We start from the raw sequence: 15,738 nt of genomic DNA, 5'->3' as shown, positions 1-15,738 counted from the left end.
CTGGCAATCAGAAATCGATTCAACTGGCTGACACAGAGTTCTTCCTGATCCTGCTCGGCGTGGAGCAGGGCCAGAAGGCGGGTGTCCAGCTTTACTGAATAGCACAAGGCCTTTCTTGCTTTCCCGTCCTTACTTTGCCCCGGCTTTGGTCAGGAGTTCCACGCAGTCGCTATTGCCCATCTTGGTTGCGATGGTCAGCGGGGTAGCGCCACTCCCTGTTTGTGCGTTGAGATCCGCCCCAGCGTCGATCAGTAGTCTCACAATATCGGTGTTATTTTCAAGTGCAGCGATGTGCAATGGGGTGGCACCATGCTCGATCCAGACGGCGTTGAGATCCGCCCCGGCGTTGATCAGGAGTTGCACGCATTCGGTGTTACCTTTGGCAGCAGCAACGTACAAGGCGGTGGCGCCATTCAGCAGGGCAGCGTTGAGATCCGCCCCGGCTTCCATCAGGAGTTTCACACAGTCGGCGTGATTTTCTTGTGCAGCCATGAACAGCGGGGTGCCGCCGTCCTTGGTCTGGGCGTTGAGATCCGCTCCGGCATTGATCAGGAGTTTCACGCAGTCGGTATTGCCTTTCGCAGCGGCAACGTACAGCGGGCTGGCGCCAGTATCAGTGCGGGCGTTGAGATCCGCCTCGGCGTTGATCAGGAATTGCACGCATTCGGTGTTATTTTTTTTGGCAGCGATGAACAAAGGGGTGGCGCCATTCTTAGCCCGGGCGTTGAGCTCCACCCCGGCGTTGATCAGGAGTTTCACGCAGTCGGTATTACCGTACACAGCAGCGATGAACAGCGGCGTGGCACCAATCTTAGTCTGGACGTTGAGATCCGCCCCGGCTTCGATCAGGCGTTTCACGCAGTCGGTATTACCGTACTCAGTAGCGAGGAACAGTGCGGTGGCACCATTCGAGCGGGCAGCGCCAAGGTTCGCCCCAGCGTTGATCAGGCGTTCGACGATATCTGTGTGCCCTCTGTTGGATGCCAACATCAAGGGAGTGAAGTCAGCAATCATAGCGGCATTGACATTGACCCCTTGTGCCAGAGACCTCTCCACCTGATTCAAATCCCCGTCTAAACAGGCACTATAAAACGTACGATCGGGGAAAAATGTATCCGGGTGAGATTCACTGGTGTTCTGATTTACCACAGGCATCGGGTTTTGCCGACACATTGCGCACCGACGTGAGCCAATGGGCTGATCAACAAAACACCTCGATATACAGTCCAGATCGAAGAGGTTGCCGCAACATTGAGTTTTGACGACTACAGGTGCGGCACTTCGGCCATGAAAGTCAGCCAAACAAATGGGACAGTGATCGGCCTTCAGTGTCAAAGGAGAGAAGGTAGCGAACAACGCCACATATAAGTAGAACATCTGTGTTGGTCAATATGTAATGCGGGTTAGATACAAAAAAGCATGTTAGTTCATTTATGTGTCAATCAAAGTTTGCTGTGGCTAATCCGGACGGTGAAAGCAAAACCTTAAGAGATTAAGTATGCCATTTGCTTCAGTCCAAGCTGAAAGTGACCTGATCCTGCTTAACATCTAGCAGGGCCAGAAGCGGGGAGTCGGGCTCTTCCCGATTGTTGACGTCACTTCTTAGTTGAGTGAGTACATCGCTCAAAGCGCCGCATTATTTCCCTGCGAAAAGCCAATAAACGAGAGGTACGAACTTATGCAAATCAAGACTAAATCAGGGCGCTGGCTTGAGCTGCGCACCGACGAAGAAGATGCGGCTATCAATGCAGGCATTGCCGCTGATCCTGACACATATGAACTTACTGACGAGGAGTTCAAACAACTACGACCAGTGGGGCGACCCAAGGCCGAACAGACCAAGGAGCGGATTTCTATCCGGCTGTCACCCGAGGTGGTTGAATTTTTCCGCGCCACTGGCAAAGGCTGGCAGACCCGTATGGATGAAGCTTTGCGTGAATATGTGGTCAGGCATTCAGGGTGACAGCTTGCAGTCTCCTCCTGCTTTGGTTTCACCAGATCCCCAGCCAGCCGAAACGCCACTTCTCGGGCTCTGGCAATCAGAAATCGATTCAACTGGCTGACACAGAGTTCTTCCTGATCCTGCTCGGCGTGGAGCAGGGCCAGAAGGCGGGTGTCGAGCTTTACTGAATAGCACAAGGCCTTTCTTGCTTTCCCGTCCTTACCTTGCCCCGGCGTTGGTCAGGAGTTCCACGCAGTCGCTATTGCCCATCTTGGTTGCGATGGACAGCGGGGTAGTGCCATCCGAAGTCCTGGCGGCGTTGAGATCCGCTCCAGCTTCGATCATGAGTGTCACAAAGTCGCTGTTATTCTCTTGTGCAGCGAAGAACAGCGGGGTGGCGCCATCCGAAGTCCTGGGGGTGTTGAGATTCGCCCCGGAGTCGATCAGGAGTTTCCCAATGTCGGTGTTATTTTCTTGTGCAGCGTAGAACAGCGAGGTGGCGCCATCCGTGGCCCGGGCAACATTGACGTCCGCCCCGTCTTTTATCAAACGTTCGACGACGTCTATGTGCCCCTCACTGGATGCTACGATCAGGGCAGTGAAATCATCAGTCATAACGGCGTTGACACAGACTCCTGCTGCCAGTGACCTCTCCACCTGAATCAAATCCCCGTCATAACAGGCATCATAAAACACCTGATCGGGGAAAAATGTATCTGGGTGGGATTCACTGGTCTTCTGATTCACCACAGGCATCGGGCATTCCCGACACATCGCGCATCGGCGTGAGCCGATCGGTTCAAAAATGAATTGTTTCGAAATACAGTCCAGATGGAAGCGGTGGCCACACTGGGTTAGACATTGGGTTTTGACGTCTACTGGCGCCACATCGCGGCCATGGAAATTAGCCAAACAAATAGGACATACATCGGGCTCCGACGTTACGTCAGTTTCCATGGGAAGAAGAGTGCGAGCCATGCCATCCATAAGTAGAACATCTGTGTCAGTCAATAATGCAGTGTTGGTTAGACATAAGAGCAGTACAAAAGTTCAATTGTGTGACTATAAAGTCCGCTGTGGCTAAATAATACCAATCGTGCTTTCTAACTCCCGTGATGAGCATGGAGATTTGAGCCTTAAGACAAGGCGGCGTGAGGAGTCATAGCCTTAGCTATGGCGACGATCGCCAACGCAGGATTAAGGCTCAAATCTTCAGCGCAATAGGGAGTTAGAAAGTTCGATTGGTATAATCACCTGTTTTAAAAACTCGGAAGATGGAAACACCCAGAGGCGGGTTTACCGGTTAACACAACGCCTTTCTTTCCTTCATCGCCTCTGTTCCCTACTCTGCCCCGGCGTTGATCAGGAGTTTCACGCAGTCGGAATTGCCTTTTGCAGCAGCAACGAACAGCGGGGTAGCACGATCCGTAATTCTGGCAGTGTTGAGATCCGCTCCGGCATTGATCAGGAGTTTCACGCAGTCGGAATTGCCCACCAGGGCTGCGATAAACAGCGGGGTGGAGCCATCCTCGGCCTGGGCGTTGAGATCTGCCCCTGCGTTGATCAGTATTTTCAGACAGTCGGTATTGCCCATCAGGGCTGCGAGGAACAGCGAGGTGGCGCCATTCTCAGTCCGGACGCTGACATCTGCCCCGGCATCGAGAAGGAGTTTCACGCAGTCGATGTTGCCCTTCTGGACTGCGATGATCAGAGGTGTGCAGCCATCCGACATGGCGGCGTTAAGATCCGCTCCGGCGTTGATCAGGAGTTCCACGCAGTCAGTGTTATTTTCTTGAGCAGCGGTGAGCAGCGGTGTGGCGCCATCCAACATGGCGGCGTTGAGATTCGCCTTGGCTTCGATCAGGGCTTTCACGCAGTCGGTATTGCCTATCCAGGCTGCGATGAGCAGCGGGGTGGAGCCATCATCGGTCTGGGCGTTGAGATCCGCCCCGGCTTCGATCAGGGCTGTCAAGCAGTCGATGTTATTTTCTTGGGCAGCGATGACCAGCGGGGTGGTGCCATCCGACAAGGCGGCGTTGAGATCCGCCCCGGCGTTGACCAGGAGTTTCACGCAGACAATGTTATTTTCCTGGGCAGCAATGAACAGCGATGTGGCGCCACTCGACATGGCGGCGTTGAGATCTGCCTCAGCTTCGATCAGGATTTTTACGCAGTCATCGTTATTATGATGTGCAGCGATGAGCAGCGGGGTGGCGCCATTCGACAAGGCGGCGTCGACGTCCGCCCCGGCTTCTATCAGGCGTTGGACGACAGTCTTGTTCCCGTTTTGGGATGCCAACATCAAAGCAGTGAAGCCACCAACCATAACCGCATTGACATTGACTCCTTCTGCCAGCGACCTCTCTACCTGATTCAGATCCCCGTTTAAACAGGCATTATAAAAAGTCTGATCGGGGAAAAATGTATCCGGGTAAGCTTCACTGGTGTTCTGATTCACCACAGGCATCGGGTTTTGCCGACACATTGCGCACTGGCGTGAGCCGATGGGCTGATCAACAAAGCACATCGAAAGACAGTCCAGATCGAAGCGGTGACCGCAACATTGGGTTTTGACGACCACAGGCGCTTCATGACGGTCATGGAAGTGAGCTAAACAAATAGGACAGGGATCAGCTTCCAGTGTCCATGGGGAGAGGGTAGCGAACAATGCCATATATAAGAAGAACATCTGTGTTGGTTAGTAGTGTGGGTTGGATACAAAAAAAGGAATGGTAGTTCATTTATATGGCTATCAAAGCTTGCTGTGACTAAATAATCACCTGTTTTAAAAAAAATTCAGAAGATGGGAACACCTGAGAGTCGTTTTTACTGGACAAAGTAACGCCTTTCTTTTGTTGCCTTCACGGCCTTTGTTCCCTACTTTGCTCCAGCCTTGATCAGGGCTTCCATGCAGTCGGTATTGCCCATCGCGGTTGCGATGTAGAGTGGGGTGGCGCCATCTGAAGTCCTGGCGGCGTCGAGATCTGCCCCGGCATTGATCAGGCGTTCTACGCAGTCGGTATCGCCATTCAGGGCTGCGATGAACAGCGGGGTGGCACCATCTGAAGTCCTGGCAGCATTGAGATCCGCTCCGACGTGGATCAGGGTTTCCATGCAATCGGTATGGCCATTCAGGGCTGCAGTGAACAGCGCGGTGGTGCCATCAATAGTCCGGGCGTTGAGATTCGCCCCGGCCTTGATCAGAAGTTTCACGCAGTCGGTGTTATTTTTCTGAACTGCGATGAACAGCGGGGTGGCGCCGTCCGAAGTCCTGGTGGCCTTAAGATCCGCCCCGACCTGGATCAGTATTTCCACGCAATCGGTATGGCCTAGCCAGACTGCGATGAGAAGCGGGGTTGCACCATTCTTATTTCTCGCGTTGAGATCTGCGTTGGCTTCGGTCAGGGCTTTCACGCAGTCGGTATTGCCTCTCAGGGCAGCGACGAATAGCGGGGTTGTACCATTCTCAGTCCTGGCGTTGAGATTCGCCCCGGCGTTGATCAGGAGTTCCACGCATTCGATGTTATTTTCTTGGGCAGCGAAGAACAGCGGTGTGGCGCCATCCAACAAGGCGGCGTTGATATCCGCCCCGGCGTTGATCAGGAGTTTCATGCAGTCGGTATTGCCCTCCTTGGCAGCGATCAACAGTGCGGTGGCACCATTTGAAAAGGTGGCGTTAACATCCGCCCCGGCGTTGATCAGGAGCTTCACGCAATCGATGTTATTCTCCTGGACAGCAAAGAATATTGCGGTGGCTCCACCTGTGGAGGTGGCGTTGAGATTCGCCCCGGCGCTGATCAGGCGTTCAACGATTGCCTCGTGCCCCCCGTCAGATGCCAACATCAAGCCAGTGAAATCATCATGTATAACGGCATTGACATTGACTCCATTTGCCAATGACCTCTCTACCTGATCCAAATCCCCGTCATAACAGGCATCAAAAAACACCTGATCGGGGAAAAATGTATCCGGGTGAGATTCACTGGTGTTCTGATTCACCACCGGCATCGGGTTTTGCCGACACATTGCGCACTGGCGGGAGCCAATGGGCTGATCAACAAAACACTTCGAAATACAGTCCAGATCGAAGAGGTGACCACAGCATTGGGTTTTGACGACCACAGGCGCTTCACTTCGGCCATGGAAGGGAGCCAAACAAATAGGACAGTGATCAGCCTTCAGTGTCCATGGGGAGAGGGTAGCGAACAATGCCACATATAAGTAAAACATCTGTATTGGTCAAGAAGCAGTGTAGGTTTGATACAAAAAAGCATGTTAGTTCATTTGTATGGCTATCAAAGTTCGCTGTGGCCAAACAATTACCTGTTTCAAAAACTCAGAAGATGGGAACACCTGAGAGCCATGTTCACTGGACAACACAAATCCTTTCTTTGGTTGCCTTCATGGTCTTGGTTCCCTATTTTGCTCCAGCCTTGATCAGGACTGCCACGCAGCCGGCATCGCCTTTCAGGAATGCGATGTAAAGTGGGGTGACTGGGGTGATGCCATCCATGGTACTGGCGACATGGGGATCTGCCCCGCCACTGATCAGGATTTCCACGCAATCGGTATGGCCTTGCCAGACTGCGATGAGCAGCGGGGTGGCGCCATCTGAAGCCCGGGGGACGTTGAGATCCACCCCGGCGTTGACCAGGAGTTTCAAGCACTCGGTGTTATTTTCTTGTATAGCGAAGGACAGCGGTGTGGCGCCATCCAACCTGGCGGCGTTGAGATCCGCCCCGGCGTTGATCAGGAGCTGCACGCAGTCGGTATTGCCTTTCGCAGTGGCAGCGAACAGTGGGGTGGCACCATCCGTAATCCTGACGGCGTTGAGATCCGCCCCGGCGTTGATCAGGAGTTTCATGCAGTCGGTATTGCCTTTCGCAGCAGCAGCGAACAGTGGAGTGGAGCCGTTATCGGTCTGGGCGTTGAGGTTCGCCCCGGCGTTGATCAGGAGTTTCACGGAGTCGACGCTATTTTCCTGGACAGCCATGAACAGTGCGGTGACCCCATCCTCAGTTTGTGCGCTGAGATCCACCTTGGCTTCGATCAGGGCTTGCAGGCATTCGATTTTATTTTCTTGTGCCGCAAAGAAGAGCGGGGTGGCGCCATCACTACTCCGGGCGGCGTTAAGGTCCGCCCCGGCCTTGATCAGGCGTTTCATGCATTCGATATTGCCTAGCACAGCAGCGATGAATAGCGGGGTGGCACCATCCTCAGTCCGGGCGTTCACATCCGCCCCGGCGTTGATCAGGAGTTTCAAACAGTCGGTATTACCCTTCAGGGCCGCGACGAACAGCGGGGTGGCGCCACCCGGAGTCCTGGCGATGTTGATATTCGCCCCGGCGTTGATCAGCAGTTTCACGCAGTCGGTATTGCCCTCCTGGACAGCGATGTAAAGCGGGGTGGCGTGATTCTTATTCCGGGCATCGAGATCCGCCCCGGCGTTGATCAGGAGTTTCAAACAGTCGCTATTGCCCTCCTCGGCAGCGACGAAAAGTGGGGTGGCGCCATTCTCATTCCGGGCATTGAGATCTGCCCCGGCGTTGATCAGGAGTTTCAAAATGTCGGTATTACCCTCCTGGGCAGCGACGAAAAGCGGGGTGGCGCCATTCTCATTCCGGGCGTTGAGATCCGCCCCGGCCTCGGTCAGGAGTTTCACGCAGTCGATGTTATTTTGTTGGGCAGCAATAAGCAGGGGGGTGTCGCCATTCTCGGTTCGGGCGTCGAGATTCGCCTTGGCTTTGATCAGGGCTTTCAGGCAGTTGATATTGCCTTTTGCCGCAGCGATGAGCAACGGGCTGGCGCCATCTGAATTCAGGGGAGGGTTGAGATTCGCCCCGGCGTCGATCAGGCGTTGCACGCAGTCGGTATTGCCCACCTGAGCTGCGATGTATAGCGGGGTGGCGCTATCCTTAGTCTGGGCGTCGAGATCCGCCCCGGCCTTGATCAGGATTTCCATGCAGTCGGTATTGCCTTTCTGGGCTGTGATGAAAAGCGGTGCGGAGCCATCTGAAGTCCGGGGGAGGTTCAGATCCGCCCCGGCCTCGATCAGGAGTTTTACGCAGTCGCTGTTGCCCTTCCAGGTTGCGATGAAAAGCGGTGTGGCGCCATCCGAAGTCCTGGCGGCATTGAGATTAGCCCCGGCGTTGATCAGGAGTTTCACGCAGTCTGTATGACCGAACTCAGTAGCGGTTAACAGTGCGGTGGCACCGTTCGTACGGGCAGTGTCGAGGTTCGCCCCAGCGTTTATCAGGCGTTTGACGACATCCGTGTGACCCCTGCTGGATGCTAACATCAGGGCAGTAAAGCCACCAATCATAACGGTATTGACATTGACTCCTTCTGCCAGTGACCTCTCCACCTGATCCAAATCCCCATATATACAGGCACGATAAAACGCCTGATCGGGGAAAAATGCATCCGGGTAAGCTTCACTGGTGTTCTGATTCACCAAAGGCATCGGATCTTGCCGACACATCGCGCAGCGGCGTGAGCCGATGGGCTGTTTAACAAAAGACTTCGAAAGACAGTCCAGATCAAAGAGGTGGCCACAACAATGGGTTTTGACAACCACAGGCGCTAAACTTCGGCCATGGAAGGGAGCCAGACAAATAGGACACTGATCGGCCTTCAGTGTCCATGGGGAGAGAGCGGCGAGTAATGCCAGATATATGTAGAACATTCTGTGCCTGTCGATAACTGCTGCGGCTTGGGTACAGGAAAGGAATGATAGTTCATTTATGTGTCTCTCAACGTTTGCTTTGGTTGAATAATCACTTGTTTCAAAAACTCAGAAGATGGGAACAACCAGGGCCGTGCTTACGGGCCATGTACCAACTCAGTCCGAGACCGACATTGCGGCGGCACGGTTGGCGATTGTGGGTCAGTGCGATGAGGATAAAAGACCGCATTTGAATACCTGGCTAAAACGGATGGCCGTAGTACCTAAAGTGGAAAATCCACAAGGAGGCTCACATGAGAAAACAATGGAAGGGAACGCCAGAAAGCAGAGGCCATGAAGCCCGCCTGCGGTGGATTAGAAAAGCAGGTGGCAAGATTGATAAGAACAAAGCAGTAATGAAGATGCTTAAGAAAAGTATTAGAAAATGGAATACTAAACGCACTAAAAAACAACCACATAAATAGCAGCAAAAACATTACCAGCCGATGATTCAGGAATGAGCCAGCCCTAGCATGGCGACAATCTGTTTGGGTTCTCTGGCGAGCAGGTTCAGCAATACACGGGCAGGGCCGTTCGGTTTGCGGTCACCCCGCTCCCAGTGGCGAAGGGTGGGGAGTTTTACACCTACAGCCTGGGCAAACTCTTCCTGAGTCATATCGAGCTGCTGGCGAATGCCTTTGATGTCCAGGGGTGTCACCTCATGGACGATCGCACCTGTATTCTCACCTTTTGTGTAGGTTACGGCCTCTTCAAGGCCCTGGATAATGCTGTTCGCTACGCTTGCCATTTTTTCCATCCTCTTTCGAGTAGAGTGACTAACTGTTTCATGGTGTTGCGGTCTGCCTTTGACAGGTTTTCCTGTTGGTTTTTCCCATAAACCGTGAGCAGGAACAGGGGCATTGATGGATTCTTGTAGAAGTGAATAATCTGCACTCCTCCACTCTTGCCTGATGCACCTCTTCGCCACCGGAGCTTACGGATGCCGCCTGTACCCTTCATGATCTCACCAGCCTCAGGGTTTGCCGCCAGGTAATCAATGATATGGCGGCGTTCCTCACTGGATAGAAGGCTCTCAGCTTCGTCCTGATAGTTTTTCAGCTCAACGACCGTATGCATTAGAATGTAATCCAATGGATTAGTTCAGGCAAAGTATAATGGTTGGTAAGAAAGATGCAGGCCGGTGGTTTTTCGCACTACACCTGACTATTTAATGGCGAACCCTGATAAAGCGTAAAGACTAGCAATTTACAACAAGTCCATATAGTGCCCATATATGGACTTTTTCGTTAATTGGGCTTATCCTTTGACTGATAAATTTTTCATTATTGGAGTCAAGCATGAGCTCATCAACCTCACCTCGCATCACAACGGTATCGGCCTTCAAGAAAAAGCTGGCTTCTATGGATGTATCAGAGCCTGTAGTTGTAACCCAAAATGGGGAACCTTTGTATGTAGTTCAAGATCCTGTCCAGTTTGAGATGCAGCAGGAACAAATGGCTCTACTACGATTGCTATCTTTTGCCGAAAAAGATGTTCAGGCAGGCCGAACCGTATCATCTTCCGACCTTCGGGCTGGATTGAAAGGGCTTATTGATGAAGTTTGAGTATTCACTAGCTTTCCAATGTCAGCTTCATGACAGGTTTTATTATTTAGCTCGACACATCGGACAGGTAGCGGCTCAGGAGCTTCTTGATGGCTTTATTGTTGGATTTGAGAAAAGAGTGAATGGACATCCTGACAGTGCTCCATTGTGTATAGAGGCGGCAGAACTTGGGCTCACAACTTATCACGATTATGTTGATCCAAAACTCCAATTGCGAACAATCTATCGCTTTTCTGAGGCAGAGGGCGTTGTGTACCCATTGTTATTTTTGAGCACAAAACAAAGCATCCGGCAGGCTTTGATTCAATATTGTCTACGCCATTAACACCCTGTTTTATATTTTTTCCAAGAAAAACAATATAGGTACGTGATTTTTATGAAGATTTGTCACGGTTACGGGCCATGTACCTACTGGATAACACAACGCCTTTCTTTTGTTCTCTTCCTGACCTCAGTTCCCTACTTTGCTCCAGCCTTGATCAGGGCCTCCACGCAGTCGGTATTGCCCTTCGCGATTGCAATGGAGAGCGGGGTGGCACCATCTGTAGTCCTCTCAGCATTGAGATCCGCCCCGGCGTTGATCAGGAATTTCACGCAGCCGGTATTGCCTTTCGAAGCAGCAAAGTGCAGCGGGGTGGAGCCAGTCTTAGTGTGAGCGTTGAGATCCGCCCCGGCGTTGATCAGGCGTTTCACGCAGTCGGAATTGCCCTTCAGGGCTGCGTTAAACAGCGGGGTGTGGCCATCCTCGCTCTGGGCATTGAGATCCGCCCCGGCGTCGAGAAGGAGTTTCACGCAGTCAGTGTCATTTTCTTGGGCAGCGAACAACAGCGCTGTGGAGCCATCCGACATGGCGGCGTTGAGACTCGCCTTGGCTTTAATCAGGGCTTTCACGCAGTCGGTATGGCCCAATGTAACAGCGATGACCAGCGGGGTGGTGCCATCTGTAGTCCGAGCGGCGTTGAGCTCCGCTCCGGCTTCGATCAGGGCTGTCAGGCAGTCGATGTCATTTTGCTGAGCAGCCATGAACAGCGGGGTGCTGCCATCGGACAAGGCAGCGTTGAAATCCGCCCCGGCGTTGATCAGGAGTTTCATGCAGACGATGTTATTTCTATAGACAGCCATCATCAGCGGTGTGGTGCCACCCGACATGGCGGCGTTGAGATCTGCCTCAGCTTCGATCAGGATTTTTACGCAGTCGTAGTTATTTTGCTGTGCAGCGATGTGCAGCGGGGTGACGCCATTCGACAAGGCGGCGTTGACGTCTGCCCCAGCTTCGATCAGGCGTTCGACGACGTCCCTGTGCCCCCTGCCGGATGCCAACATCAAGGCAGTGAAATCATCAGTCATAACCGCATTGACATTGACTCCTTCTGCCAGTGACCTCTCCACCTGATCCAGATCCCCGTCAAAACAGGCATCATAAAACGTCTGATCGGGGAAAAATGTATCCGGGTGAGATTCACTGGTGTTCTGATTCACCACAGGCATTGGGTTTTGCCGACACATCGCGCACTGGCGTGAGCCGATGGGCTGATCAACAAAGCACATCGAAAGACAGTCCAGATCGAAGAGGTGGCCGCAACATTGGGTTTTGACGACCACAGGCGCTGCACTTCGGCCATGGAAGGAAGCCAGACAAATAGGACAGTGATCGGCCTTCAGTGTCAAAGGGGAGAGGGTAGCGAACAGTGCCACACATAAGTAGAACATCTGTGTTGGTCAATAAGCAGTGTGGGTTAGATACAGAAAAGCATATTAGTTCATTTATATGACTATCAAAGTTTGCTGTGGCCAAACAATTATCTGTTTCAAAAACTCAGAAGATGGGAACACCTGAGAGCCCTGTTTACTGGACGGCATGACGTTTTTCTTTTTTTTCCTTCACTGCCTCTGTTCCCATCACTGCCTTAGCGTTGATGAGAAGTTTCACGCACTCGGTATTGCCTTTCGCAGCAGCAACGAACAGCGGAGTGGTGCCATCCTCGATTTGCGCATTGATATCCGCCTTGGCTTCGATCAGGATTTTCAGGCTGTCGATGTTATTTTGCTGGGCAGCGATAAACAGCGGGGTACCGCCATCGTCACTTCGGGCGTTGAGATCGGCCCCGGCGTTGATCAGGAGTTCCACGCAGTCGGTCTTGCCTTCCGCAGCAGCAGCGAACAGCGGGGTGGCGCCAGTCTTAATCCGGGCGTTGAGATCCGCCCCGGCGTTGATCAGGAGTTTCACGCAATCGGTATTGCCTTCCACAGCAGCAACGTACAGCGGGGTGCCGCCATGCGAAGTCCGGGCGTTGAGATCCGCCCCGGCGTTGATCAGGAGTTGCACGCAATCGGTATTGCCTTCCATAGCAGCAATGAACAGCGGAGTGATGCCATCCTCAGTTTGCGCATTGATATCCGCCTTGGCTTCGATCAGGATTTTCAGGCTGTCGAGATTATTTTGCTGAGCAGCCATGAACAGCGAGGTGGCGCCAGTCTTAGTCCGGGCATTGAGATCCGCCCCGGCGTTGATCAGGAGTTTCACGCATTCGGTGTTATTTTCTTGTGCAGCGACGAACAGCGGAGTGGCACCACGCGGCAAGGCGTCGTCGAGATCCGCCCCGGCGTTGATCAGGAGTTTCACGCATTCGATGTTATTTTCTTGTGCAGCCATGAACAGCGGGGTGGCGCCATCCTCATTCCGGGGGTTGAGATCCCCCCCGGCGTTGATCAGGTATTTCAGGCAGTCGGTATTATCGAACTCAGCAGCGATAAACAGTGCGGTGGCACTATTCAAACCGGCAGCGTCAAGGTTCGCCCCAGCGTTTATCAGGCGTTCGACGACATCCGTGTGCCCCCAGATGGCTGCCAACATCAAGGCCGTGAGATCATCAGTCATAACGGCATTGACATTAACCCCTTCTGCCAGAGACCTCTCTACCTGATCCAGATCTCCGTTTAAACAGGCATCATAAAAAGTCTGATCGGGGAAAAATGTATCCGGGTGAGATTCACTGGTGTTCTGATTCACCACAGGCATTGGGTTTTGCCGACACATCGCGCACTGGCGTGAGCCGATGGGCTGATCAACAAAGCACATCGAAAGACAGTCCAGATCGAAGAGGTGGCCGCAACATTGGGTTTTGACGACCACAGGCGCTTCACTTCGGCCATGGAAGGGAGCCAGACAAATAGGACAGTGATCGGCCTTCAGTGTCAAAGGGGAGACGGCAGCGAACAGTGCCAGACATAAGTAGAACATCTGTGTTGGTCAATAATCCGTGTGGGTTAGATAGAAAAAAGCATGTTAGTTCATTTTTATGGCTATCAAAGTTGGCTGTGCCCAAACAATCACTTGTTTCAAAAACTCAGAAGATGGGAACACCTGAGAGCCATGTTCACCGGGCAACATAAATCCTTTCTTTTGTTGCCTTCACGGTCTTTGTTCCTTTGTTCCAGCCTTGATCAGGGCTTCCATGCAGTCGATATTGCCCATCGCGGTTGCAATGGAGAGCGGGGTGGCACCATCCTCAGTCCGGGCGTTGAGATCTGTCCCGGCGTTGATCAGGAGCTTCACACAGTCGCTATTGCCCTTCCGGGCCGCCATGTGAAGAGGAGTGGCACCATCCTTAATCCTGGCGATGTTGAGATCCGCCCCGGCGTTGATCAGGAGTTTCACGCAGTCGGTGTTATTTTCCTGGGCAGCCATGAACAGTGCGGTGACCCCATCCTTATTTCGGACGTTGATATTCGCCTTGGCTTTGATCAGGAGTTTCACGCAGTCGGTATTGCCTTTTGCAGCAGCGACGAAAAGCGGAGAGGTGGCATCCCTGAGCCTGACAGCGTTGAGATCCGCCCCGGCTTCGATCAGGATTTTAAGGCATTCGCTATTGCCCTTCTGGGCCGCCATGTGAAGAGGAGTGGCACCATCCTTAATCCTAGCGATGTTGAGATCCGCCCCGGCTTCGATCAGGATTTTCAGGCTGTCGATGTTATTTTTTTGGGCAGCGATAAACAGCGGTGTAGCGCCATCCTCAGTTCGGGCGTTGAGATCTGCCCCGGCGTTGATCAGCAGTTTCACGCTGTCGGTATTGCCCTCCTGTGTGGCGACGAACAGCGGGGTGCCGCCATCCAAAGTCCGGGCGTCGAGAAGCGCTCCCGCTTTGATCAGGAGTTCCACGCATTCGGTGTTGCCTTGCGCAGCAGCAACGAACAGCGGGGTGCCGCCATCCAAAGTCCGGGCGTTGAGATCCGCCCCGGCGTTGATCAGGAGTTCCACGCAGTCGGTATTGCCTTGCCCAGCAGCAACGATCAGCGGGGTGGTGCCATCCTCAATGTGCGCATTGATATCCGCCTTGGCTTCGATCAGGATTTTCAGGTTGTCGATGTTATTTTGTTGAGCAGCTATGAACAGCGGGGTGGCACCATCCGAAGTCCCGGCATTGAGAGCCGATCCGGCTCCGATCAGGATTTTAAGGCAGTCGGTATTGCCGTTCTGGGCTGCCATGAACAGCGGGGTGGCACCATCCGAAGTCCTGCCGTTGAGAGCCGCTCCGGCTTCGATCAGGATTTTAAGGCAGTCGGTATTGCCGTTCTGGGCTGCGATGAACGGTGGGTTGGCACCACTCTTAATCCGGGTGTTGAGATCTGCCTCGGCTTCAATCAGGATTTTCAGGCTGTCGATGTTATTTTTTTGGGCAGCGATAAACAGCGGGGTAGCGCCACCCTCAGTTCGGGCGTTGAGATCTGCCCCGGCGTTGATCAGAAGTTTCACGCAGTCGGTATTGCCCTCCTGTGTTGCGATGAACAGCGGGGTGACGCCATCCAAAGTCCGGCAGATGTTGGGATCCGCCCCGGCGATGATCAGGAGTTTTACGCAGTCGGCATTGCCTTTCGCAGCAGCAACGTGCAGCGGGGTAGCGCCAGTCTTGGTGCGGGCGTTGAGAACCGCCCCGGCGATGATCAGGCGTTTCACGCAATCGCTGTCACCGTACTCAGCAGCGATGAACAGTGCGGTGGCACCATTTGAACGGGCAGCGTCAAGGTTTGCCCCAGCATTGATCAGGCGCTCGATGACATCCGTGTGCCCTCTGTTGGATGCTAACATCAAGGCAGTGAAATCATTAGTCATAACGGCATTGACATTGACCCCTTCTGCCAGAGACCTCTCCACCTGATCCAGATCCCCATTTAAACAGGCACGATAAAACGTCTGATCGGGGAAAAATGTATCCGGGTGAGATTCACTGGTGTTCTGATTCACCACAGGCATCGGGTTTTGTCGGCACATCGCGCACCGGCGTGAGCCGATGGGCTGATCAGCAAAACACCTTGATATACAGTCCAGGTCGAAGCGGTGGCCGCAACATTGGGTTCTGACGACCACAGGCGCTTCACTGCGGCCATGGAAGGGAGCCAGACAAACAGGACAGTGATCAGCCTTCAATGTCAAAGGGGAGAGGGTAGCGAACAATGCCACACAAAAGTAGAACATCTGTTGGTAAATAAGCCGTGTAGGTTAGATACGG

The 15,738-nt window shown here is 53.2% G+C and carries 14 protein-coding genes; 4 read left to right on the top strand and 10 right to left on the bottom strand.

Annotated features, from left to right (window positions below; all coding sequences use genetic code 11):
* Positions 1–129: 129 nt before the first annotated feature.
* Complete coding sequence (locus ACOJUO_RS04975; protein ID WP_422139116.1) at positions 130–1,377, bottom strand: ankyrin repeat domain-containing protein; 1,248 nt, start codon at positions 1,375–1,377, stop codon at positions 130–132.
* Positions 1,378–1,678: 301 nt separating this feature from the next.
* Between ACOJUO_RS04975 and ACOJUO_RS04970 the strand changes: the two genes are divergently transcribed.
* Positions 1,679–1,963: a BrnA antitoxin family protein gene (locus ACOJUO_RS04970; protein ID WP_422139115.1), complete on the top strand. Its 285-nt coding sequence runs from the start codon at positions 1,679–1,681 to the stop codon at positions 1,961–1,963.
* 198 nt (positions 1,964–2,161) lie between these two features.
* On the opposite strand, the gene ACOJUO_RS04965 is transcribed toward ACOJUO_RS04970, so the two are convergent.
* The 4 genes from ACOJUO_RS04965 to ACOJUO_RS04950 all read right to left on the bottom strand — a co-directional run bounded on the left by ACOJUO_RS04965 (position 2,162) and on the right by ACOJUO_RS04950 (position 8,627).
* Complete coding sequence (locus ACOJUO_RS04965; protein WP_422139114.1) at positions 2,162–2,920, bottom strand: ankyrin repeat domain-containing protein; 759 nt, start codon at positions 2,918–2,920, stop codon at positions 2,162–2,164.
* A gap of 364 nt (positions 2,921–3,284) precedes the next feature.
* A complete protein-coding gene (locus tag ACOJUO_RS04960) occupies positions 3,285–4,631 on the bottom strand; it encodes an ankyrin repeat domain-containing protein (protein WP_422139113.1) in 1,347 nt (448 codons plus the stop codon).
* A 188-nt stretch (positions 4,632–4,819) separates the two neighbouring features.
* Complete coding sequence (locus ACOJUO_RS04955) at positions 4,820–6,172, bottom strand: ankyrin repeat domain-containing protein (protein WP_422135627.1); 1,353 nt, start codon at positions 6,170–6,172, stop codon at positions 4,820–4,822.
* A 187-nt stretch (positions 6,173–6,359) separates the two neighbouring features.
* Positions 6,360–8,627: an ankyrin repeat domain-containing protein gene (locus ACOJUO_RS04950; RefSeq protein WP_422135626.1), complete on the bottom strand. Its 2,268-nt coding sequence runs from the start codon at positions 8,625–8,627 to the stop codon at positions 6,360–6,362.
* A gap of 293 nt (positions 8,628–8,920) precedes the next feature.
* On the opposite strand from ACOJUO_RS04950, the gene ACOJUO_RS04945 reads away from it, so the two are divergent.
* Positions 8,921–9,091 carry a hypothetical protein gene (locus ACOJUO_RS04945; RefSeq protein ID WP_422135625.1) on the top strand — a complete coding sequence of 57 codons (171 nt, stop codon included), beginning with the start codon at positions 8,921–8,923 and terminating at the stop codon, positions 9,089–9,091.
* 26 nt (positions 9,092–9,117) lie between these two features.
* On the opposite strand, the gene ACOJUO_RS04940 is transcribed toward ACOJUO_RS04945, so the two are convergent.
* Positions 9,118–9,414 (bottom strand): helix-turn-helix domain-containing protein, encoded by a 297-nt coding sequence (locus tag ACOJUO_RS04940; protein ID WP_422135624.1) that lies wholly within the window; start codon positions 9,412–9,414, stop codon positions 9,118–9,120.
* Positions 9,402–9,743 carry a hypothetical protein gene (locus ACOJUO_RS04935; protein WP_422135623.1) on the bottom strand — a complete coding sequence of 114 codons (342 nt, stop codon included), beginning with the start codon at positions 9,741–9,743 and terminating at the stop codon, positions 9,402–9,404. Before ACOJUO_RS04935 ends, ACOJUO_RS04940 begins: the two co-directional genes overlap by 13 nt.
* A 221-nt stretch (positions 9,744–9,964) precedes the next feature.
* Between ACOJUO_RS04935 and ACOJUO_RS04930 the strand changes: the two genes are divergently transcribed.
* Positions 9,965–10,231 carry a type II toxin-antitoxin system Phd/YefM family antitoxin gene (locus tag ACOJUO_RS04930; protein ID WP_422135622.1) on the top strand — a complete coding sequence of 89 codons (267 nt, stop codon included), beginning with the start codon at positions 9,965–9,967 and terminating at the stop codon, positions 10,229–10,231.
* Complete coding sequence (locus ACOJUO_RS04925) at positions 10,221–10,556, top strand: hypothetical protein (RefSeq protein ID WP_422135621.1); 336 nt, start codon at positions 10,221–10,223, stop codon at positions 10,554–10,556. Before ACOJUO_RS04930 ends, ACOJUO_RS04925 begins: the two co-directional genes overlap by 11 nt.
* A gap of 134 nt (positions 10,557–10,690) precedes the next feature.
* On the opposite strand, the gene ACOJUO_RS04920 is transcribed toward ACOJUO_RS04925, so the two are convergent.
* The 3 genes from ACOJUO_RS04920 to ACOJUO_RS04910 form a co-directional block, all read right to left on the bottom strand.
* Entirely contained in the window at positions 10,691–11,941 is a 1,251-nt protein-coding gene (locus tag ACOJUO_RS04920; RefSeq protein WP_422139112.1) for an ankyrin repeat domain-containing protein, read from the bottom strand.
* Between the two features lie 136 nt (positions 11,942–12,077).
* On the bottom strand, positions 12,078–13,472 hold the full coding sequence (locus ACOJUO_RS04915) for an ankyrin repeat domain-containing protein (protein ID WP_422139111.1): 1,395 nt from the start codon (positions 13,470–13,472) through the stop codon (positions 12,078–12,080).
* 171 nt (positions 13,473–13,643) lie between these two features.
* Positions 13,644–15,704: an ankyrin repeat domain-containing protein gene (locus ACOJUO_RS04910; protein ID WP_422139110.1), complete on the bottom strand. Its 2,061-nt coding sequence runs from the start codon at positions 15,702–15,704 to the stop codon at positions 13,644–13,646.
* Between the last annotated feature and the right edge of the window lie 34 nt (positions 15,705–15,738).

Source organism: Endozoicomonas sp. ALC020 (assembly GCF_049275935.1).
GTDB lineage: Bacteria > Pseudomonadota > Gammaproteobacteria > Pseudomonadales > Endozoicomonadaceae > Endozoicomonas_A.
This window is presented reverse-complemented; position numbering and strand designations above follow the sequence as displayed.